Raw genomic sequence first — 20,478 nt, forward strand, 5'->3', positions numbered from 1 at the left:
CAAAAACCGAGTGTTCATGCGGATTTTCATTGTTTTTTCGTCTCTTTTTGGGCTGGATTTTGACCTGTTTTATGGGTGCGAAACTTCAGATGCAAAAGAGACTGGCGATTATGCCAATCTCTTTTGCATTTAAAACTAAAATTTAAGAGTTACTTGTGTTTGAAATTTGCCGCACATTCACTAGCTTCCCCTTTGAGAATTTGAATTCCATGAGGAATCGCAGGGGCAATTGCTGCAAAGCATTCACGCACCGCTTTAGGACTGCCCGGCATATTTATGATCAGGGTTCGCTTTCTAAGGACAGCAATCGCTCTGCTCAGCATTGCTTTAGGCGTCACTTTAAGGCTTTCCATCCGCATTACTTCAGCAATGCCTGGAACCATACGATCTGCTACAGCTAGTGTTGCCTCAGGTGTCACATCCCGCATCGAAAACCCAGTTCCACCCGTCGTCAAAATCAAGTCCAAGCTACGTTCATCGGCCCACAGACGCATCGTTTCCTCTAGTAACTCTTGCTCGTCCGGGAGCACCACATACTCCACCACCTGTCCACCGATCTCTTGAACAAGCTTGGCGAGGGTGGGACCAGATAGATCCTCCCTTTCTCCTCGCGATCCTTTGTCACTTGCAGTAATTACCCCCACTTGCATCATCAAGACATCACCTCAATATCGTCTCCTACGCGAACCGTTCCGCCTTCCAACAACCGGATAAAAATCCCTTCTTTCGGCATAACACAGTCCCCAGCCTGATAGAAGATCGCACACTTCGTGTGACATTCTTTACCGATTTGTGTCACCTCGCCAATACTAGTTTCTCCGATTTTAAGCTTAGTTCCAATCGGAAGAGTAAATAATTCCAAGCCTTCAGTCGTCAAATTTTCTGCAAAGTCCCCTGGACCAACGTCCAACCCTTTGTCCGTCATCTTCTTGATGCTCTCCATGGAGAGTAAGCTCACCATCCGATGCCAATCTCCACCATGCGCATCCCCTTCAAGACCAAAATTGACTTTTAAGATCCCTTCTCCTACGTTCTTCTTGCGCATTCCTTTTTTCTCGCTCGTACAAACAGCGACTATTTTCCCCATCTAATATGCCTCACTTTCATCTCATTCAATATTTGGAAAAGCTTACTCCCCCCACTGAATCTACCCATGGCTAAAGCCAGGGGCACGGCGCTAAGCCTTTTGGTCATTCTTCAACCTTCGAACCTCGAGCCTCGAACCTCGAACTTCGATAATGTCCGCTCTTTCCCCCAAGCTTCTCAACCAGATAAATATCTCCAATCGTCATTGTTTTATCAATGGCTTTACACATATCATAAATGGTTAAGGCGGCAACACTAACCGCTGTGAGGGCCTCCATTTCTACCCCAGTCTTCCCATGGACCTTGACACTAGCTTCGATATCAATTTCACCCGGTTCTACTAATTTAAAATTAAGTTTTGCCCCAGTGATCGCTAACGGATGGCACATAGGAATCAATTGGGAGGTTTGTTTTGCTGCCATAATTCCCGCCACTTGCGCGACTGCCAAAACATCTCCTTTGGCGATAAGGCCTGAACGAATGCGTTCCAGTGTCTCTGGCTTCATTAGTACTTTACCCTGAGCAACCGCAACCCTCGCTGTTTCTGCTTTGTCACTTACATCCACCATCCGGGCGCGTCCTTCTTCATCAAAATGTGTTAAATCCACTGCTTACCCTCCGATCTGAGACATGACACGCGTATCTTGCCACGCTTCGTTATTCATATGATGTTCTGCGGGTTTATGCCAAACTGCTTGCGCAAACAGCTTCATAATATCCGAGTCCGAACTATTCTTTCGCAAAGGCTCACGCAAATCAACTTCATGTTTACTATGCAAACACGGACGTAGTTTCCCATCCGCTGTTAAACGCACCCGATTGCACGAATCGCAAAAATGACGGCTTAGAGCACTGATAAATCCGACACTCCCTTTATATCCTTTCGGTCGAAAATACTCTGCCGGCCCGCCCCCAAGTATCTCTTGGGTAGGAACCTCATGATGGATCCCTAAACGTTCTTTCATTTCCGATATGGGGACGAACTCCGTCCGATGGTCTGAACTGACTCCAATCGGCATGAGTTCAATGAATCGGATATGCAACGGGTATTGCTTAGCTAAGGTCAGGAAATTAGGCAACTCTTCCGTATTAAAATCTCTGACAACCACGACATTGATTTTCACCGGATTCAGACCTGCTTCGAGTGATCGGAAAATGCCTTGAATCACTTTCGAAACATCTCCACCTCGAGTATTTTCAGAAAAGCGCTTCGGATCCATGGTATCCAAACTAATATTAACGCGTTGAACACCCGCCGCTTTTAGGTCAAAGGCCATTTCTGGGAGTAACATACCATTAGTTGTCAGCATAAGATCCTCAACCCCTGGAAGTTGAGCTGCTTCCCGTAGAAATTCTAAGATCTCCTTGCGAACTAAGGGTTCTCCTCCTGTGATACGGAATCGACGGAATCCTAATTGCGTGCTTATCTTCATGAGCCTTAGTATTTCTTCGAAAGAAAGAATCAACTCATGAGGCATCCATTGAACTCCATCTGCGGGCATACAGTATTTACAGCGCAGATTGCATCGATCCGTTACAGAAATTCTAAGATAGTCAATTTTCCTAAGAAATTGATCCTGCATTGCCACTCCTCTTTTCAAGACTAAATTTGGGTAAACAAAAAAACCCGCGGTCTGTAAACAACCGGGGAATCTAATCCACCTGTCGACAGACTCCTTTCCAGCAGGAGATATTACAGTTTCCCATAATACCCGAGTGTCTTTCGACACTAGTCTGGTCACCATAGCCTAAGCTTTAGGGGATCCAGCTTCGGAGCGAGACGATTCAATTTAACCTTATAGAGATAAGTTCGTGATTAATAGTTGAATTCCTTTTTTTTCACATCAATTATTATACGTTTATTTTTTCTTATTTTTCAAAAAATGATTCAGGTTTACCTTAAATTATTGTACACTAGAGGAAAGAAATGCTTCAAGGAGGTATCATGTCGAACGAAACGGTTACCCATTCCATTCTTAAAGCCCATGGGCCAAAGCTTGAGTGGTTGCAGGACACTGTGGTCCGAGAAGTCCCTTTAACCATCCATTATAACCGTGAGGAGATCGCTACCCTTTTATGCTCCCCCTCTCAAACTGAAGAACTTACTTTTGGCTTTCTGATCAATGAAGGCTTTATACAGGTTCCTGAGGATGTCTATGAAATTCGCCACGATCCGGTTGACCACTTGGTTTGGGTGGAAGGAAAACCTTGTCTTTTGCAAAAAGAACTCATGAGTAAACGATTTGTTTCCGCTTGTTGCGGTAAAAGTAGAGCTTCATTCTGTTATGCCAATGATGCACTTATGGTTAAACCGATCACGTCAACCTATAGCATCTTACTCCAAGAAGCGTATGAATATGCAAAGTACTTGGAATCTTATCTTCCACTCTTTCAAGAGACGGGTGGTATCCATAGCGGCGGAGTTGGGAATCAAGGTGAGATTGTCCTGACAAGCTACGATATCGGTAGACATAATGTCTTTGATAAACTCAGTGGAAGTGCCTTTCGCTCTCGTATTAGTCTTGAAAACCATGTCATTTTCTTCAGTGGCCGAGTCTCCTCGGAAATCCTGCTTAAGGTTGCCAAAATGAAAGTGCCCATCCTGATCGCTCGTGGTGCGCCGACGGATATGGCCCTTTCTCAGGCGAACGCTTTGAACATCACTGTCGTGGGGTTTGCAAGGGATCGCCGCCTAAATATTTATACTTGTCATGATCGGATTAGTAATTAAGAATCGCCGACCAATCGTCTGGTGTATTCACGTTACAAAAGACTCTGCTCAAATCAGAAAACCCCTCAAGTTCCGTTTCTTCCACATACCGTACGGCACAAGACGAGTAAAAATCTATGATCTTGAGGCGATCTGCCTCAAGATTTTTTTTGATAGACGGAAGGCAACGTTGATGATAATAGGCATGCAGAGGGTGAAGGCCGGATTGTAGCTTTGGGACAACGGCGTCATACTTTGAAATCCGAGTAAACAGAAAACGGATCATCTCCGCTCTCAAAAAGGGCATATCACAAGCCACAAAAAAAACCCACTCATTGGTTGCCGATTTCAAACCTTGATAGAGCCCTTCTAAAGGGCCTCGCTCAAGAATCTCGTCTTGAAAGACGGGTACTCCATAGCCTGCATACAATTCAGGCTTGTTGCTGCTAATTAAAACTTCAGTAAACACTGTTTGTAAGACAGTTAGACTCCGCTCTACTAAAGGCTTTCCTTCCAGTTCCAGGAAGGCCTTGTTTTTTTTCATTCGTGAGCTTTTCCCACCGGCTAATAAAATCCCGGTCGCTTGCAATTTGGGAAGTTGGTTTCCAAAGTCCTGCATTGGCTTAGTAATTTTTGAAGACCTCCTCGTATTCAGCAGACGAGAAGCGGGTCAGAGTCCGTTCCCCCACAATGGTTACGGGAACTCCGATAGCATCGGTCACCTTTCTCATTTCTTTTAAGTGCTTAGGAACTAGAATATTTTTCTCTGTAAACAAAATCCCTTTACCCGAAAGGAATCGCTTAGCGCGAAAACAGTGGGGTCAAAGAGGTACCGTATACATAATCACTTCTTGATTCATTAATACCACTCCTCAATCATCGGTTCTTGCTTAAATGTACCACAACTAACTTTTCCTGTCACGTAGGAGCAAAGGGGACGGTTCTCATGCTTCCTTTTCCTTATGGCAATGATCAATAAATAAAAGAGAGCCACAAAATAATATTTGCGTCTCTCATTTTTCAGATATCCAACGATCATTCTTTTACCCACTTGGCGACCATAAAACTAGGGTTCGTATTTTTTTGCTTTTCCATTGTTAAAGCTCGTTCTACCGAAGACACCTCAGGCGGAAAATAAAGTGCTTTGCCAATTTTAAGCCGTCCGCCTACCTTCCATTGACGAATTTCGGATTCCGTGTAAAACCGTGCATGGGCAAAAACGGATTCAGGTTTCGTATTAGCTTTCCTACCATAGAACTCGCTCCAGGGAGATTCTCCCGCAATCACTCCAATCACCAGACATCCTTTGGGCTCTATATGCTCAAATAATCTAGCTAAAATTTCCTCCGGATTTGGAATAAACTCGAAAGCACTCATCGAAAGAATACTATGATATTGCTCAAGTTGATCTATAATTTGAGTGATATCCGCATTGAGCCACTTAACCTGATATCCTAAGTTCACAATTTTTTCTCGCGCTCGTGCCATCATTTTTTCAGATATATCAACAGCCGTAATATTATACCCCTGTTCCGCTAGCTTAGTGGTGTATTGTCCGGTTCCACACCCAATTTCTAATAACATGGGACCTGATGGTTGAAAGAACTGAACGGCCAGGTCCCGCTCTACTTGATCGGCTACTCGTCCTATGTCTGTTTCGTACCAATTGTCATAATCTTCAGCTATCTGATCAAATAGTTCAATCGGCATTATAATTACTCCCCCTTTAGTTCTTTCCGCTTTTCCCCTACAGCCCACCACAACACATCTCACTCATGACAGGTTTCAAACCATTCGTTAAAGCGAAGTCTATGGTTTCATCAAGTGGAAAGGCCAACGTATTAACTCCCGCCGCTATGAGCCCTCTCTCCAACCAAGCCTTTTGAGTATAGGGTCGAGCACAACCAAAACTAATTTTAAGCAAGGGATTCAAGAGACGAGTTTGAGCGGTTATCCTGATGATCTCAGCCGGATCCGGTCCAATAACTCCGCCCATCAGAGTACCAGGCACAGCTCGTAAAGCAACCAACACCAACGTTTCCAAGAGATAATCACTCAACGTTTGAATAAGGTTTTCTTCTCCCATGATTTTCCCGTAGTTTAAGCCGAGAACCACATGCGGGACGACATCTAAATCCTCAGCTAGCAGAATTTCTAAAGCATCTCTAAAGGCACTAGGCTTACGGTCAAGATGATAAACCTTACGAATTGTAGCGGCATCAGCGATCATATCCAGAAAAACTTTATCAACTCCAGCCTGTTTCAACCCAACAGCTGTTTCCTTATCTGCTAAGCCGGTATGCACATGAATCGTGAAGTTCAGGGATTTTAGATAAGTTAAAGCCGACAAAAAAGGCTTAAGGGGGACCTGGCCCTTATGATTACATCCTCCAGTTATAAGAAGCCCTGTAACTCCTTTTTTCCGCAGGTTGGTTCCCAGTTCCTGTAGTTTTTCCGGTGTTGGAGCTGGAATCATTCCCTTCAGCATTTTTCCCTGACAATGGTCACATTGAAGAGCACAGGAGGCTCCCGTGATGCTTACATTGAGGAATCGTCCTGAATTGCTAAAGTTCTTACCGTCATAGTGCCTTCCGCCGGGAACTGCAAAGTGGATGAAATCAGGGAAGGTTTTCCGGCGCAGGTTCCAGGCTTCTTTTAGCAGATTAGGTAAATTTGCACTTTGATCAAATTCCGTCCAACCTTCAATAATTGTCTTCCCGATCATCTTCTCTTCATTCTTTTGGCGAAGTTCGGAGCACTTTAGTGAATTCACAATTGTTCAACACCCTCCATGAGCCCGGCGTAAAGTTCACCCCTTATCTGCTCCACATCTCCTATATTAGGAACAAAAGGATAATTGGCCAGGGTAATACCGGGGCGTTCATTGCCATAGGGTCGATTACAGGCAGTTTCTCCATCATGCCCGGGACAGCCGGACGTACGAAAAGGTTGGCCGGAAGCGACAAAAGGTTCGACATCCATCCCAAAATCATAAACTTGTTTAGAACTATTAAAGCACATAGTTTTGGCACTCGCAAAATCATTCATAATTACATAGCGGGCTAATTGCATACGGCGGTATTGACCAATGGAGGGTGCCGCTTTCTCAGCCAGAGCACTCCCCGGTTCGGGATAGAACGAAAACAGATGACCCACCGCGCCTAAATCGTGTACTTGCTGAAAAGCCATGACCATCTCTTGTTCGCTTTCTCCCAGGCCGACAATAAGATGAACACTGACCTGGCCTTGTCCAAAAACATCAACCCCCTTTCTTAAAATCTCCCAGTAATGATCCCAGCGATGAGGTCCCCGTACACCTTTTCCTCGGTATTTTTGGAAGATTTCTGCGGTAGCTGTGTCAATCGACACCCCAAGTTGATCGGCACCAGCCTCTTTGAGTTTTTGCAGGTCTTCCGTCTTGTGGATCAGCGTCGGGGCACAAAGAATACTAATCGGCAAATTGACTTCACTGTGTAAACGGGATACAAGCTTTAACGAATCCTCAAAGGCTCTCTTATGGGTAATCATGGATAGGCAAATTCGTTTCAAAGAGTTTTGATATTGTTTCGCCCGTTCGAGAATGAGATCAAAGGAGTAGGTGGGCCAAGCAACTCGGATGAACGTTGTCCCTTTGGTTTTTTCTGAACGTTTTTGTTCCAAACCACAATAACCGCAGCGTCCCTGACAGCCCTCTTGATAAGTCAGGAGCAAGTTTAAGCAGGTGAGCCGGGCATTGCGATAAAAAATACCGCCCTTTAAACCGAGTGTCATCGCGGCCGCAAGACTCGTTTGGATAACATCCGGACTTTCTAAACCCATATCCTCGATCTCCTGGGTAAGTTCACCCTGGGAACGATAAGCGTGAGTGTTAGACATCACAGGCCTTCTCCCTCTCTAACTCCAGGTCTAACCATTCCTTGAGTTGCTCTACGGTCATAAGCATTTGCCCTTCAGAGGAATGAGTTTTTATTTTAAAGAGCCAACCGTGCCCATAGGGATCTTGATTAATCAAGCGTGTGTTTCCCAGAACCTCCTTGTTCACGGCACAGATTTCCCCTGCCTGGGGAGCATAAAAACGCCCGACCCATTTTCCCGTTTCCAGAGAACCTACGGCCTCTCCTGCCTTCACCTGAGTACCGGATACCGGCAAACTCAAGAACAAAATATCTCCCCTGATGTATTGCCCGTAATCGGTTAAGCCTATGGTTATATCGTTTCCTTCTCTTTTGAGCCACTGATGGTGTTCATCATAGAGTAGTTCTTCTGGGAAATGCCACTCTCCGACCTTCATACCCTCACCCTCCTTTATTGTTATCGCTCTCGTGCAAATAACCAAGATCCTCTTCTATTTCAAGAACGTGAATAGACTATTCTTCCAAGGATCGCCACAGCAATTCAGTTACGTCTAAGACCTCAAGCGGTAATTTTTCCTGTCTTGCCGCCATTTGCAAAGTCTGTACACATTGCTGGCACGCAGAGGTTAAAATAGTTGCCCCGGTTGCCACAGCCTCACGTACTCGTTTCACAGCAATAGCTTGACTTAAATCTTTATCTACGGCAGCTAGATTCCCTCCACCACCGCAACAGTCGGCCATTTCCCGGTGATGAGGCATTTCTACAAAGTTAAGCCCCTCCATGGCCTGTAGAAGTTCTCGGGGCTCGTCATAGATCCCGCTGTTACGACCCAAATCGCAGGGGTCATGATAAGTGACGGTTACATCTAAATTGCCAGGCACTAATTGTCTTTTACGGATTAATCCAGCCAGATACTGTGTAGCATGAAGTACCTCAAAGCCAAGATTCCCCTTAAGGATCGTCGGATATTCGTGTGTCCAGGTATGATAACAGGAGGCACAGCCCGTTATTAAGGTTTTGACCCCAAGAGCGCGTACCTTTTTCACATTGTGTTTTGCTAATTCAGTGACTTGTTGAGTGTTTCCCGAAGCGATGAGGGGGAATCCACAGCACCATTCCTCACTTCCCAGAACGGTATAATTAACGTTTGCTCGGTCCAATAGGCTTACAATGCTTTGGGAGATGCCAACCGACATCGGATAGAAGGAAGACACGCATCCTACAAAGTAGGCGACCTCACTTCCGGCTTTTGAGACTTCTACTTCAACTTCATCTAAATCTTCCACCCAGTCAAGGCGGGCTTCATTAGAGAACGTACTAATATTGTGCGTCGATTTAATTTGCAGAACCATCTGGGTTAAGTTGGGATGCTCCATTCCCCGAGCCCTTAATTCTTCACGCAGATTCAACCAGATCTCACGTGTTTTAATCCCAGCTGCACATATTTCGGCACATTTACCACACAGCGTACACTCCTGCAAACGCTGGGCATATTGGTCCGTGACTTGTTGCTCTTTTTTCTTTAGAAATACCTCTTTGGCCAAAGCAAGTTTTCTGCGGGGTGCCGAGGATTCCCAACCAATTTCTCGGTAAACAGGACAGACACTTCGACAACTGCCGCAGCTTCCACAGATATAACTGGTTTTGGCTATTTGCTCCCGAAGTTCTTCAATAGTTTTCATCGTCCTTTTCCTCCTTTGAGGATTTTAAGGACCAAAGGTCGAAAGAAACCAATCATGATCATACCAAACCCAAAGACATAGCTGTTCAGAATAATGGACGGGGGATTGTAACCCTTTCCGGGATTGAGTAGCGCTTGGGGATCTAGCGCTTGTTTGCGCTGACGCCGACGTTCTCTCTCACCACGGTCATATACTTTTCCCAAATAGGGAGTATTCCAAAGCCCAATGACGTAAGGTTTACCACCAAAACTTTGTCCCAACTTGTAAATCTGGCTGATAAAACTAAGATCGGCAATATAACGGATCGTGTTAAGTTCATCTGAGGGATAAAGAACCATGACTAAGGCCATTTCAGAAGACACGAGATGGGCATAAGTAACGCACAGGGTCTTACTCTTTTGGCCCAATTTACTTAGCCCCTCATAAAAGGCCGCAAAATTACTGACAGGGAGTGTAATTTCAGCCGCTTGTAAGGAAGGAAGTGTTTGTTTAAGCCGAAGGGATTTAAACCGATCGGCCCATTCCTCTTCTCCTACCTCATCAGGCAATAAAGTCCCGCCTAGGACTTGCACATGGTTTCTAATGCGAGCAACCGCTTTATCCACTTCGTTACGCTTGCCCTCAAGATCAATTTCCAGGCTGTACTTTCCCTGAGAAATCTCATGAGCGTATCCAGCTTCCTGGAGCGTCATGATCAATTCTGGACTACTAAAATGAACATTGTACAGAGAAATAAAATTTTCTCCGCCTAGCCAGGACATCATCGAGCCAGTATCGGTTTCGCTATTAAATACTGCTAGCAGGTGTTCCTCTTTTTCTGGAACGTCACGCACCAACAACTTAATCTCCGTAATAATTCCCCGGGTTCCTTCAGTGCCCATCATATCATTAAATTGTAAGCCTAATTCCTTAGATCCCTGTATCTTTACAGGACCTTTGTCAGGTCGTGAGAGTTCCACTATTTCCCCAGCGGCCGTCACCCCCCGAATGGCCATAACTTGATCGTGAACTGGACCATAAGGGACAGAGCCGATACCTAACCCCCCCATGGAAACCCATCCTCCGATAGTAGCGGAGGGGGCACTGCTAGGGCTAGAGCAAACCGCACACCCCTGCTGTCGCAATCCGTCATCCAGGTCTTTCCAAGTCATCCCTGCTTTGACCCAGACCATTTTTCTATTGCTCCCCTGGCTTAGCTCAATTTTGGAAAACCCTTGGAGGCGATTCGTATCAATCACTAAACCACTTCGCATCGGAACGGAATTGAAATAGGCGGTAGAGCCTCCACCCCGGACGGTAACTGGTATTTTGCCTTGTTTTGCCCACTTGATCAAACTAGAGATTTCTTCTGCCGAGATGGGCTGAACCACGGCTTTCGGTACGGGATTTGTCAGTAAATGGACAAGAATACCGGGGATATAGGCTACATCTTTAGCATATGGGGCACATTCAAAAGGGTCGGTTGTGACCCTTTTCCCACATATTTTTTGCAAAGCTTGTTCCATGACTACCCCTCCTTACCCGGAACATTCCGGGTAATTTCTCCCTTAAGCCACTCCGCGGCTTTCGCACCATCCATGAGTTTGCCCAAGTCCTCCTGGAAATTGTTAGGCTCAATCAACGCAATCCAACCATTTCCATAACAATCCTGGTTCATCTTTTGCGGTTCATACAATAACTCTTTATTGACCTCCACGATCTTACCTGTTACAGGTACCTCGATACGTCCCGCCCACTTTCCAGACTGCATAGAGCTGAGAAGTTTACCTATTGTTACGTCTTTTCCGACTTTGGGTAGTTTAACAAACGAGATATCTCCCGCCAATTTCTGGGCAAAATCATTCATTCCTACTCTGACTAAATTTCCTTCCACTTTCACCCAGGCATGGTCTTCCGTATAGTAGAGGTCATCCGGTAAATTATATCCTTCAATAATTGCCATACTTTCCACCTCCATTATGGTTGCGCATGATAGGAACTGCGGACTAATGGGCCACATTCCACTTTTTCAAAGCCACGCTCCAGGGCCTGTTCCCTGTACCAAGCAAACATATTCGGAGAAATGTATCCCATTATTGGCAGGTGCTTCGGCGTGGGCTGTAAGTATTGGCCGATGGTCAGGTAATCACACCCTGCCTTGCGCAAGTCCTCCATAACACGACAAACTTCCTGTGTTTTCTCTCCAAGGCCAACCATCAAACCACTTTTAGTTTTGATCGCAGGATCCAGTCTTTTAACATCTGCCAGGACCTTCAACGAGCGCTCATAATTTGCCCCTGGCTGTACGTGAGGATAAAGATCGGGTACCGTTTCGATATTGTGACCGATGACCTCTGGCTTAACGGCAACAATCGTTGCCAGCGCTTGTTCTGATCCCGCAAAATCAGGGATCAACAGTTCAATACTTGTTTTTGGGGTCTTTTTTTGCAAAGCTCTAACAACTCGTACAAACTCCCCTGCTCCACCGTCTGGTAAGTCATCCCGAGTCACTGATGTGATGACTGCGTGTTTAAGGTTAAGGGTTTTTACGGTTTCCGCCACCGCTTCCGCTTCTGCCGAATCGGGAGGACAGGGGATTCCTTTGCTCACGGCGCAGAAACGGCATCCCCTGGTGCATACGTCACCAAGAATCATAAACGTGGCTGTACCTAAAGCAAAGCATTCACCCGCATTAGGACAACATGCTCCCTCACAGACCGTATGCAAGCGCCCTTTTGCCAAAACCCCTTCCATTTCTTCCATCACACCCGCCGGAGGAGCCTGAACCGTTAACCAACTTGGTCGAAAAGCCTTTGCTTCCAGGCCGTCAGCAGTCAACAATATTTCCACATTTCGGGATAGCGAACGAATTTCCCATTGAAAAAGCGCACACATTTCTTCAATGACCCTATTTTTGACCTCGGAAATACTAATCGAGCGTTTCAGTTCTTCGGCAAGCGAGGTCATTTGCACACCAGGCAGACCACAAGGGACGATGGTCTTAAATTGAGACAAATCCGGGTTGACATTAAGAGCAAAACCGTGAATTGTCACCCAATGATTTACCCCTAATCCGATACTGGCAATTTTCTTCTTCCCAACCCACACTCCAGGTAACCCAACACGTCGCGACCCTTGGATTCCAAATGCAGAAAGCGTTTTTATCAGCATTTCTTCTAATTTATAAACCAACAAATGGACGTCTTTATTGTATGCATTGAGATCTAGGATCGGATAGCCTACAAGTTGGCCCGGACCGTGGTAAGTAACATCTCCACCCCTTTCAATCTGGAAAACCTGGAATTCATGAGCAGCTAGCCATTCTTCACCAACCAAGATATGTTCACTGAGACTATCTTTCCCCAACGTGATTGTGGGAGGGTGTTCAACCAAGATAAAGCTATCCGCAACCTGACCTTCAATCCTGAGATTTTGTAAATTCTTCTGAAGTTGCCAAACCGGTTTATAGTCCGCTTTCCCGAGGTCAAGAAGATACGTGGGGTGAAAAGACCCAACCATCGGTTATCCCCGCTTTCTTTAACCGCCAAAAGCTTTGATGCATTCACGAACTTTTGTTACGGTATATGCCATTGCCGGGCCGCCTCCAAAAGCAACAGCGACCCCAGCTGCCTCCAGCACTTGATCACCAGATGCTCCGGCATTCATAGCATTATAAACATGAGCGGCAATACAGTACTCACATTTGCCATAAATGGCGATGGCCACCGCCATTAACTCTTTTTCCATGATCCCCAATTCACCTTCGCAAAAGACCGGCGCCATAAGGCTTTCGAAACCAATCGCCAATTCCGGAGCTTCTTCTTTCAATTCGGCCAACCCACCAGAAAACGCTTCCAATAGATCATGTGGAGATTCTTTCCCACCTGTTTGAATGACAAGGTCTTCCATAACTTGGGGTTGTAACTGGAACCAGGGATAGGGATTTTCCAACATTTCTTTAAGACGACCCAAAAACTCTGCGGCAAGTGAACCATCGATGATTCGATGATCTAAGGAAAGGCTCAACGTCATCAAATGGCGGTTTTCTAAACGTCCCTCGACCATAATGGGTTTCTGTTTGATTGCCCCAACCCCGAGAATTGCGGTTTCTGGCCGATTAATAATGGGTGTAAACCCTTCCACTCCGTATGCTCCCAGATTGGTAATCGTGAAGGTCCCTTGTTCGATCTCCTCCGGATTGAGTTCAGAATTGCGTGCTCGCGTGGCTAGATCTTTAATTTTAGCCGAAATCTGTTCCAGGGTAAGCATTGGAACATTTTTTAGATTGGGAACGACAAGTCCTTCTTCTAAAGCAACGGCCACCCCAACATTGACCGCTTTTGGTAATTCGATTTCCTGCTCGGTACTCCAAGAGTTCACAAGCGGAAATTCTGATAACGCCTGTCCGGTAAACTTAACTAAGAAATCCGTATAGGAGAATTTGACTCGTTTCCCACCACCCGACTCATTTAATTGCTCACGCACATCTTTCAGAGCGGTCAAATCTATTTCTTCCATGAGTGTGACATGGGTAGCCTCTCTCCGACTCTTAGACATCCGCTCCGCAATGACACCCCGCATGCTCAGGGCATCAATTGGACGCAGTTCAGAGGTTCTATCTCCTTTAACTTGAGCTATATAATTTAAGACATCCTCTTCAACAACCTTGCCATTTGCCCCGCTGCCAATAATTAATCCAAGATCAACGCCTTCCTTATCAGCGAGTTTGGCAGCACGAGGGGATGCCTTGCCAGCACCGGCAAAAACCACAAAGGGTTTAATAGGTTTTGTCTCTTTTTTCTTCTCCGCGTCACCGCTCCCGCCGGCTAATGCCGCTTGCAAAACACTTAGAGCTTCAGCCAGAGAGCCTTCTAAAGAGGCGGAATCTTCCCCTTCTTCCGCCAAAACAGCTAGCGGAACGGAGATCGGGTAACTCGAACCTGGAGCACCAATAATCTTATAAAGTACTCCACTATAAGGTGAATCAACTTTAATGTTTACTTTTTCCGTCATCACTTCTAAGAGTGCTTCTCCCAGGGCAACCGTCTCCCCTTCGTTTTTTAGCCAGCTAACTATTTTTCCTTTTTTCATAGTTAAGCCCAATTTTGGCATTAACATAATATGTGCCATTTTTCCTTTACCTCCTAATTTTTGACTTATAAGTTCTACTCTTTAAGCTAATTTAACTATTTATGAATAAACCTTTTTCTGCAGCACGTTTTAAGGTGCTTTTGACATCGACCACATACGGTCCTGTTGCCACTAGTTCTACTTCGGCACAATCTTTTGGGCCGACCAAAATCTCCCTTTCTCCATCAACCGCTATAACACAAGGGACATGGCGTACTACTACTTTCTGTCCGGGGCTCATTAATTCGTATGAACGAACTGGAACCGATCGAATCAGGCCAGGTCCTACTGCGGCTTTTACCTGGATTGAGGAGCCTTGAGTTGGATCTCGCGTTTGCTCGCTACTTTCTGCGATGATTAAGTTGATCCCCTTGGCTTCCCGCTTATTAATGGGATGCAGCGCCCCGACGATTGCCGCAATACCAATATGAAAGGGCTCGCCGCAGGTAGCCACAATCTGCCGGATCTTACCCATGTCCCAAATGGCCCGCGAACCGATGAACTGCTCAGCTAGCACAACAGCATCTATTAAGGCTATATCCACCGCTTTACCGTTGATATAGATAATTAGCTTTTTGGTCCGAATCAGAGAAAACTCTTGTTCAACCACACCTGTGGCAACTAAACCAGCTGCCAATCCCGCTATTGTTCCTTCCACCATAACAGAGAAAACATTATTGGTTCCTGTGGAAACAGGCATGATCGGAACCTCCCCGACTCCTTTAGCTACAACCCGGTTCGTTCCGTCACCACCCAGAGTGATCAAGCAGCTAGCGCCTAATTCTACCATTTTGGCTGCTGCCAACTGCGAATCCTCTTGATTCGCCTTCCACTGCATGGGTAAGAGCTTTGTCTCCATGGTTAATTGATTCTCACCGCAGAAGACATCTAAAGCCCGCTCGAAAAAACCAAAATAGTCGGGCATAAACCAGACCCTTTTAACCCTTGCCGCTTGAAGCCCAAGCAAGATTCTCCGGATCAAATTCACTTTTTCCTGATTATCGAAGACAGTAGCGTGAGCCACCAAACGTCGGATATCTTTTCCTGAAGCGGGATTTGCAATAATTCCTGCAATCATTTCTTCCCCTCCTACCCAAGAGCTAAGGGCAACCGAACGATCGGCCGCCCTTCTCGGAGAACGATTTAACCCTACGGACTATTTAGAAAAAGGATTTCACCGCTGCGATAATTTTTGCCTCATCTGGAATGTATGCCGCTTCCAAGTTAGCTGCAAAAGGAATAGGAGTAAAGGGTGCCGCAACCCTTTTAATGGGAGCATCGAGAAAATCAAAGCATTCTTCCGCGACCATTGCCGCGATTTCCCCCCCAAATCCTCCCTGTTTGACGGCTTCATGCACAATAACCAGTCGCCCGGTTTTTTCTATGGATTTATACAACGTTTCCTTGTCAAACGGTACAAGGGTACGTGGATCAATCACTTCTGCTTCGATTCCATCTAGAGCTAAGGTTTCCGCCGACCCTAGCGCTTTATGAAGCATCATAGAATAAGCTAAGATCGTGACATCTTTTCCTTCCCGCTTGATATCTGCCTTTCCAAGTGGGATCATATACTCCCCATCGGGGACTTCCCCGATTACCCCATAGAGGGCTTTATGCTCTAAGAATACGACCGGATTATCATCACGGATGGCCGATTTCAACAAACCTTTAGCATCTGCTGCCGTCGCCGGCATAACTACTTTAAGCCCTGGAACATGACACATCATTGCCTCTAGGCTTTGAGAGTGTTGAGCCGCTGCACCCAATCCGGCCCCGCAGGCCATCCTTAACGTCAGCGGTACCTTAGCCTTTCCACCAAACATATAGTGCATCTTTGCTGCTTGGTTTATCAGCTCATCTAGACAGACCCCTACAAAGTCGGCAAACATGATTTCTGGAACTGGGCGTAAGCCAGCGACTGCAGCCCCTACCGCTGAACCCATAATAGCGGTCTCCGAGATCGGTGCATCCAACACTCTTTCGCCGCCAAATTTTTCAAGAAGCCCTGTCGTTACTCCAAAACACCCACCAAATGCCCCAACATCTTCTCCTAAGATATATACTTTCTCATCCCTATGCATTTCTTCCTCGAGTGCCTCATTAATCGCTTGGGAATAGGTCATTTCTGCCATAGTAATCTCACCCCTTCAAATTCCTTAGGCGCAGTATACATCGCTCGTTAGTTCATCCAGAGTGGGCACAGGACTATTCTGAGCAAATTCAACCGCATCAGCAATAACTTTTTTAACCTCAGTATCGATTTGATTAATTTCCGCCTCTGTAGCCATATTCATTTCTTGCAATCGGTTCGTGAACCGTGGCAAAGGATCCTTCGCTTTCCAGGCGTTCACTTCTTCATCGGATCGGTATACGCAGGGATCCCCTTCAAAATGGCCGTGATGCCGATAAGTTTTACATTCAATCAAAACGGGGCCTCCACCGGCACGAGCACGCTTCACAGCTTCTTCTGCTGCTTCATAGACAGCCATAACGTCGTTGCCATCAACGACCATACTCGGCATTCCATAGGACCCTGCACGGTCTGCAATGTCTGTAATGTTCTGATGCCTTTCCTGGCTCATCGAAATACCATACATATTATTCTCGTTGACGAAAATCACTGGCAACTTCTGAATACTCGCCATGTTCAACGACTCATGGAACGTCCCCCGGTTTGATGCTGCGTCCCCGAAAAAGCAGATCGCGACTCCATTGGTCTTCATATATTTAGCGGCAAAAGCCGCCCCGGTTGCTAAGGGCATACCTGCACCCACAATCCCATTCGCGCCAAGAAATCCCAATTCCACATCGGCAATATGCATGGAACCGCCTTTTCCTTTACATTCTCCGTCGATCTTGCCAAAAATCTCAGCCATCATTTTGTTAATCGATGCTCCGCGGGCAATTCCATGCCCATGCCCCCGATGAGTACTTGCGATATAATCCTGTTTTTCTAAGTTCGCACAGACTCCGGTTGCCACAGCCTCTTCACCGATATACAGGTGAACAAAACCAGGAATTTGACCTTGTGAAAAAAATTTAGCCACGGTCTCTTCAAATTCACGAATCGTACGCATTTGACGATATAAGTCAAGCATTTGTTCTTTATTAAGCGCCACTTTAAATCACTCCTCTTCCGAATAAGCTTTGATTCCAGTCCAAATCCACATAGACTGTCAGACAAACCTTAACAACTTGGATGCTATCAACGCCATCGCCTAATCCCGGCGCTAACATCACCTCTACTTCCATCCCCCCTTCCTTGATATCTTTTCTACCGAACGGATGTAGATTCATACAAATCCCTTTCCTTGGAATGCCCGTCTTGAATGATATATAAGCAAACCCTGTGCCAGCCTAAACTTGTATAGAAAATACTATGAATAATACGAAAATTCCTTGAAGGAACAATGTTTACAATTCATTTAAAGATATCAAAGTTGTATATTTGATTTTGCCGGTATCCTTCTGTTGGTCGCGAATTGAACACCTGTTCGATCTTCGAACAACAAACAACAATCTATAACTATTAAAATTGAAACGCCTAGATATTCCAGGCGTTTTTTCAGACAAATTGTATTACTTAGCGCGGAGAAACCAGTATTTTAATATTTGCCTCTTTCCGGTTTACCAGCTCTTCAAATCCCCTTTCAATAATATCTTCGAGTTTAATTTTTCCTGTAATCATGGGTTCTGCAGAAAGCCGCCCATCATTCAACAAATCAATCGCTGTAGCAAACTCTCCATTATAGGCCAAGGATCCTATAATGTGTTTTTCATTAGCGGTTACCTCAAAAAAGTTAAACGAACTTTCACGTTCAAAGATACCCACCATGATAACTTTACCGCTTTTTCGTGCCAATTGTATGGCCAGTGGTGCTGTCTTCTCATTCCCGACACATTCGAAAGTAATATCTGCTCCTAATCCATTGGTAAGTTCCTTAATCTTGGCCACAACGTCCACTTCTCTCGGATCGAAGACTGCCGTAGCCCCCATATTTAGAGCATATTCTTTTCTAGCCTTAGCCATTTCAATCACATAGACTCTACTTGCTCCAGCTGCCTTGGCAGCCTGTAAAGTCGCGAGCCCAATTGTTCCAGCCCCTAGGACAACAACTTTGTCTCCTTCAATAACTGGTGCCTGTCGAACAGCATGGATTCCAACTGCTATCGGCTCGATGACAGCTGCTACTTCGTAGGACATATCATCTGGAATTTTATACATAGTATAGGCTGGGACATTGACATATTCTGCAAAGGCACCATCGGTCATCAACCCAGTAAACGCTAACTTTTCACACATACTATAATTCATGCGTTTACAATGATAACATTCCCAACACACTTGGCAGGCATCTGGTGCAACCCGATCTCCCACCTGAACATTCTTAACTCCTGGACCAATTTCAACCACTTCTCCGGAAAATTCATGTCCAAGAATAATTGGTGCTTTACTTCCCGTGAGGGCATCTGGTTCAGCGACCGGAATGAAAATCGGACCTGCCAAGTATTCATGGAGGTCGGAACCACAGATCCCGCACCACTCCACCTTAACCTTTACCCACCCTTCACCCGGTGATGGTGGCTCTGGTACATCTACAACGCGAACATCTTTTCTTCCATACCACACTGCTGCTTTCATTAATCATCTCTCCTTTATTCCAAACCTTATTTGTTCTTTTTAATTAAGCCATAAGAACCAAAATATACGGCATAAATCAACATGACTAAAATCATTAAATCTATCCACGTTAATGGATCTCCACCGAACCCTTTGCTGATCTCAGCTTCATGCAGTATCGAAATCGCAAACCACCGGGTATAAACCAAAAATGTTATCACCCCCAGGCCGTACGTAATTACTACTCTAATAACCTTTTTCGAGACAGTATTTAGAGGTTGATTGTCAAACACTGTCGACCACGTTAGGACCCAGAACAAGATACAAACCCCTAATTGAGCCGGCCACATTGTAATGGCTACTCCAAGAGATTTTTGCGCCTCAACGGGAATCAGAAAATTCTTAAGCATAGCCAAGAACAAGAAATAAATTCCTGTACCGATGACAAAATTGCCAAAGAGTGATGCCAGAGCAGTTTTGGCTCTTGAACCCAATCGGCTCCACGGCCAGTTATCTAAGGCATTAGCTGTCGTAAGCCAAGAGACAATAACTGAATAGAACCAACCAACCGCTGTGACCAAGGGAAGAATCACTTTTCCGCTCTGTGACCAACTGGCTACGCTCGGATAAATTAAGACCAGATAACCCAAAAACGCCAGGAAAAAGCCTTCAAAGAACTCAATAATCCCGACCCATGGCTGCTTTAGCCCTAAATCCACCCATGGCCAATGCCCCATATTTGTTGCTAAGATACCGAAAAAATAAAAACCCATTAGGACAATCATGCCGGTTGCCGTCCAACCTGCTCCGCTTGGATTAAAAGCCGGTTCAAAACTTCCGATGCCGAAAACGAGTATTCCCACTGTTAGAAAAGCTAAAACTGCGCCGGTGATAAATGTAAGCAATCCTGATAAAGGTTGCTTTAGCCGATGAAAGGGCCATAGCTCACCATTAAATGCCAGGAATACGACCTCTAAAATGAACCAGAACATGACAGCATCAAAGGGCTGTGGGTACAGTTTCCATATACCTTGCTTTGGATCCGCAAACACATTCCAAACCACAAGACTAACCACCAGAATTATTGTTAGGTGTGCCATTGCAAAGGTAATCGGGTTAACAGATAAACCAAATTGTTTCTTGGTGCTAATAATCTCACCACCCTTCTCTGCTGCATTAGTAGAAGCATCCATACCCTTACACCTCCCAATTAAATTGCCTTTTTTTCCAATTCTCCATTTACAATTCTTCCAAAACAAAATCTCCCATGGTTAATGTTTACTCTCGAAATACCTCCTAATTATTAATTTGGCCAGCCAATTTTCAATATATTGCAACTATTATGCCAACGTTTCAATGTTATCTATCTTTAAAGAAACCCTCTAGACAGTACTATCTTAAGCAAGGAATGTTCA

Annotated in this window: 21 protein-coding genes, 1 pseudogene and 1 riboswitch; of the genes and pseudogenes, 1 reads left to right on the top strand and 21 read right to left on the bottom strand. The window is 45.4% G+C overall.

Annotated elements, in window-relative coordinates; all coding sequences use genetic code 11:
* Positions 1-149 precede the first annotated feature (149 nt).
* The 4 genes from mog to moaA form a co-directional block, all read right to left on the bottom strand.
* On the bottom strand, positions 150-653 hold the full coding sequence (mog, locus tag JL57_RS19480; protein ID WP_034143627.1) for a molybdopterin adenylyltransferase: 504 nt from the start codon (positions 651-653) through the stop codon (positions 150-152).
* Positions 653-1,087 carry an MOSC domain-containing protein gene (locus JL57_RS19485; protein ID WP_034143628.1) on the bottom strand — a complete coding sequence of 145 codons (435 nt, stop codon included), beginning with the start codon at positions 1,085-1,087 and terminating at the stop codon, positions 653-655. The genes mog and JL57_RS19485 overlap by 1 nt, the downstream gene beginning before the upstream one ends.
* A gap of 103 nt (positions 1,088-1,190) precedes the next feature.
* Entirely contained in the window at positions 1,191-1,694 is a 504-nt protein-coding gene (gene moaC / locus JL57_RS19490) for a cyclic pyranopterin monophosphate synthase MoaC (protein WP_045691170.1), read from the bottom strand.
* A gap of 3 nt (positions 1,695-1,697) precedes the next feature.
* Positions 1,698-2,669, bottom strand: a complete 972-nt coding sequence (moaA, locus tag JL57_RS19495) for a GTP 3',8-cyclase MoaA (protein ID WP_034143629.1) — start codon at positions 2,667-2,669, stop codon at positions 1,698-1,700.
* A gap of 74 nt (positions 2,670-2,743) precedes the next feature.
* A riboswitch (molybdenum cofactor riboswitch) is annotated at positions 2,744-2,874 on the bottom strand.
* A gap of 157 nt (positions 2,875-3,031) precedes the next feature.
* On the opposite strand from moaA, the gene fdhD reads away from it, so the two are divergent.
* Positions 3,032-3,817 carry a formate dehydrogenase accessory sulfurtransferase FdhD gene (gene fdhD, locus JL57_RS19500; RefSeq protein ID WP_034143630.1) on the top strand — a complete coding sequence of 262 codons (786 nt, stop codon included), beginning with the start codon at positions 3,032-3,034 and terminating at the stop codon, positions 3,815-3,817.
* Here the strand turns inward: fdhD and JL57_RS19505 are convergent.
* The 17 genes and pseudogenes from JL57_RS19505 to JL57_RS19580 form a co-directional block, all read right to left on the bottom strand.
* Positions 3,807-4,415: a molybdenum cofactor guanylyltransferase gene (locus JL57_RS19505; protein ID WP_034143631.1), complete on the bottom strand. Its 609-nt coding sequence runs from the start codon at positions 4,413-4,415 to the stop codon at positions 3,807-3,809. The genes fdhD and JL57_RS19505 overlap by 11 nt on opposite strands.
* Before the next feature lie 4 nt (positions 4,416-4,419).
* Positions 4,420-4,605: pseudogene (locus JL57_RS36535) on the bottom strand (glutaredoxin family protein); the annotation flags it as partial.
* A 226-nt stretch (positions 4,606-4,831) separates the two neighbouring features.
* Positions 4,832-5,506: a class I SAM-dependent methyltransferase gene (locus JL57_RS19515; protein ID WP_034143633.1), complete on the bottom strand. Its 675-nt coding sequence runs from the start codon at positions 5,504-5,506 to the stop codon at positions 4,832-4,834.
* Between the two features lie 37 nt (positions 5,507-5,543).
* A complete protein-coding gene (locus JL57_RS19520) occupies positions 5,544-6,569 on the bottom strand; it encodes a radical SAM protein (RefSeq protein WP_291300298.1) in 1,026 nt (341 codons plus the stop codon).
* Positions 6,566-7,672: a radical SAM protein gene (locus tag JL57_RS19525; protein WP_034143634.1), complete on the bottom strand. Its 1,107-nt coding sequence runs from the start codon at positions 7,670-7,672 to the stop codon at positions 6,566-6,568. Before JL57_RS19525 ends, JL57_RS19520 begins: the two co-directional genes overlap by 4 nt.
* Positions 7,665-8,087 carry a glycine cleavage system protein H gene (locus JL57_RS19530; protein ID WP_034143635.1) on the bottom strand — a complete coding sequence of 141 codons (423 nt, stop codon included), beginning with the start codon at positions 8,085-8,087 and terminating at the stop codon, positions 7,665-7,667. The genes JL57_RS19525 and JL57_RS19530 overlap by 8 nt, the downstream gene beginning before the upstream one ends.
* Before the next feature lie 76 nt (positions 8,088-8,163).
* Positions 8,164-9,333 carry a (Fe-S)-binding protein gene (locus tag JL57_RS19535; protein ID WP_034143636.1) on the bottom strand — a complete coding sequence of 390 codons (1,170 nt, stop codon included), beginning with the start codon at positions 9,331-9,333 and terminating at the stop codon, positions 8,164-8,166.
* Positions 9,330-10,838 (bottom strand): FAD-binding oxidoreductase, encoded by a 1,509-nt coding sequence (locus JL57_RS19540; RefSeq protein ID WP_034143637.1) that lies wholly within the window; start codon positions 10,836-10,838, stop codon positions 9,330-9,332. Before JL57_RS19540 ends, JL57_RS19535 begins: the two co-directional genes overlap by 4 nt.
* Before the next feature lie 2 nt (positions 10,839-10,840).
* A complete protein-coding gene (locus JL57_RS19545) occupies positions 10,841-11,275 on the bottom strand; it encodes a glycine cleavage system protein H (RefSeq protein ID WP_034143638.1) in 435 nt (144 codons plus the stop codon).
* A 14-nt stretch (positions 11,276-11,289) separates the two neighbouring features.
* Positions 11,290-12,831 (bottom strand): lipoyl synthase, encoded by a 1,542-nt coding sequence (gene lipA, locus JL57_RS19550; RefSeq protein ID WP_034143639.1) that lies wholly within the window; start codon positions 12,829-12,831, stop codon positions 11,290-11,292.
* Positions 12,832-12,849: 18 nt separating this feature from the next.
* Complete coding sequence (locus JL57_RS19555) at positions 12,850-14,442, bottom strand: 2-oxo acid dehydrogenase subunit E2 (protein ID WP_034143640.1); 1,593 nt, start codon at positions 14,440-14,442, stop codon at positions 12,850-12,852.
* Positions 14,443-14,494: 52 nt separating this feature from the next.
* Positions 14,495-15,520 carry an ATP-NAD kinase family protein gene (locus JL57_RS19560; protein WP_034143641.1) on the bottom strand — a complete coding sequence of 342 codons (1,026 nt, stop codon included), beginning with the start codon at positions 15,518-15,520 and terminating at the stop codon, positions 14,495-14,497.
* A gap of 82 nt (positions 15,521-15,602) precedes the next feature.
* Positions 15,603-16,574 carry an alpha-ketoacid dehydrogenase subunit beta gene (locus JL57_RS19565; protein WP_034143642.1) on the bottom strand — a complete coding sequence of 324 codons (972 nt, stop codon included), beginning with the start codon at positions 16,572-16,574 and terminating at the stop codon, positions 15,603-15,605.
* Positions 16,575-16,598: 24 nt separating this feature from the next.
* Entirely contained in the window at positions 16,599-17,561 is a 963-nt protein-coding gene (gene pdhA / locus JL57_RS19570; RefSeq protein WP_034143643.1) for a pyruvate dehydrogenase (acetyl-transferring) E1 component subunit alpha, read from the bottom strand.
* A 1-nt stretch (position 17,562) separates the two neighbouring features.
* Complete coding sequence (locus tag JL57_RS34915; RefSeq protein WP_291300299.1) at positions 17,563-17,739, bottom strand: hypothetical protein; 177 nt, start codon at positions 17,737-17,739, stop codon at positions 17,563-17,565.
* A 286-nt stretch (positions 17,740-18,025) separates the two neighbouring features.
* The gene (locus tag JL57_RS19575; protein WP_034143644.1) at positions 18,026-19,084 is read right to left on the bottom strand and encodes a 2,3-butanediol dehydrogenase; all 1,059 of its coding nucleotides are present in this window, start codon (positions 19,082-19,084) and stop codon (positions 18,026-18,028) included.
* Positions 19,085-19,110: 26 nt separating this feature from the next.
* Positions 19,111-20,256 carry a hypothetical protein gene (locus JL57_RS19580; protein WP_034143645.1) on the bottom strand — a complete coding sequence of 382 codons (1,146 nt, stop codon included), beginning with the start codon at positions 20,254-20,256 and terminating at the stop codon, positions 19,111-19,113.
* Positions 20,257-20,478: the final 222 nt, after the last annotated feature.

It is taken from the genome of Desulfosporosinus sp. BICA1-9 (assembly GCF_000802135.1).

Bases quoted from the DNA above. Each gene is read 5' to 3' on its own strand.
- mog (WP_034143627.1), bottom strand. From the start codon at position 653: ATGATGCAAGTGGGGGTAATTACTGCAAGTGACAAAGGATCGCGAGGA.
- JL57_RS19485 (WP_034143628.1), bottom strand. From the start codon at position 1,087: ATGGGGAAAATAGTCGCTGTTTGTACGAGCGAGAAAAAAGGAATGCGC.
- moaA (WP_034143629.1), bottom strand. From the start codon at position 2,669: ATGCAGGATCAATTTCTTAGGAAAATTGACTATCTTAGAATTTCTGTA.
- fdhD (WP_034143630.1), top strand. From the start codon at position 3,032: ATGTCGAACGAAACGGTTACCCATTCCATTCTTAAAGCCCATGGGCCA.
- JL57_RS19505 (WP_034143631.1), bottom strand. From the start codon at position 4,415: ATGCAGGACTTTGGAAACCAACTTCCCAAATTGCAAGCGACCGGGATT.
- JL57_RS19515 (WP_034143633.1), bottom strand. From the start codon at position 5,506: ATGCCGATTGAACTATTTGATCAGATAGCTGAAGATTATGACAATTGG.
- JL57_RS19525 (WP_034143634.1), bottom strand. From the start codon at position 7,672: ATGTCTAACACTCACGCTTATCGTTCCCAGGGTGAACTTACCCAGGAG.
- JL57_RS19530 (WP_034143635.1), bottom strand. From the start codon at position 8,087: ATGAAGGTCGGAGAGTGGCATTTCCCAGAAGAACTACTCTATGATGAA.
- JL57_RS19535 (WP_034143636.1), bottom strand. From the start codon at position 9,333: ATGAAAACTATTGAAGAACTTCGGGAGCAAATAGCCAAAACCAGTTAT.
- JL57_RS19540 (WP_034143637.1), bottom strand. From the start codon at position 10,838: ATGGAACAAGCTTTGCAAAAAATATGTGGGAAAAGGGTCACAACCGAC.
- JL57_RS19545 (WP_034143638.1), bottom strand. From the start codon at position 11,275: ATGGCAATTATTGAAGGATATAATTTACCGGATGACCTCTACTATACG.
- lipA (WP_034143639.1), bottom strand. From the start codon at position 12,831: ATGGTTGGGTCTTTTCACCCCACGTATCTTCTTGACCTCGGGAAAGCG.
- JL57_RS19555 (WP_034143640.1), bottom strand. From the start codon at position 14,442: ATGGCACATATTATGTTAATGCCAAAATTGGGCTTAACTATGAAAAAA.
- JL57_RS19560 (WP_034143641.1), bottom strand. From the start codon at position 15,520: ATGATTGCAGGAATTATTGCAAATCCCGCTTCAGGAAAAGATATCCGA.
- JL57_RS19565 (WP_034143642.1), bottom strand. From the start codon at position 16,574: ATGGCAGAAATGACCTATTCCCAAGCGATTAATGAGGCACTCGAGGAA.
- JL57_RS34915 (WP_291300299.1), bottom strand. From the start codon at position 17,739: ATGAATCTACATCCGTTCGGTAGAAAAGATATCAAGGAAGGGGGGATG.
- JL57_RS19575 (WP_034143644.1), bottom strand. From the start codon at position 19,084: ATGAAAGCAGCAGTGTGGTATGGAAGAAAAGATGTTCGCGTTGTAGAT.
- JL57_RS19580 (WP_034143645.1), bottom strand. From the start codon at position 20,256: ATGGATGCTTCTACTAATGCAGCAGAGAAGGGTGGTGAGATTATTAGC.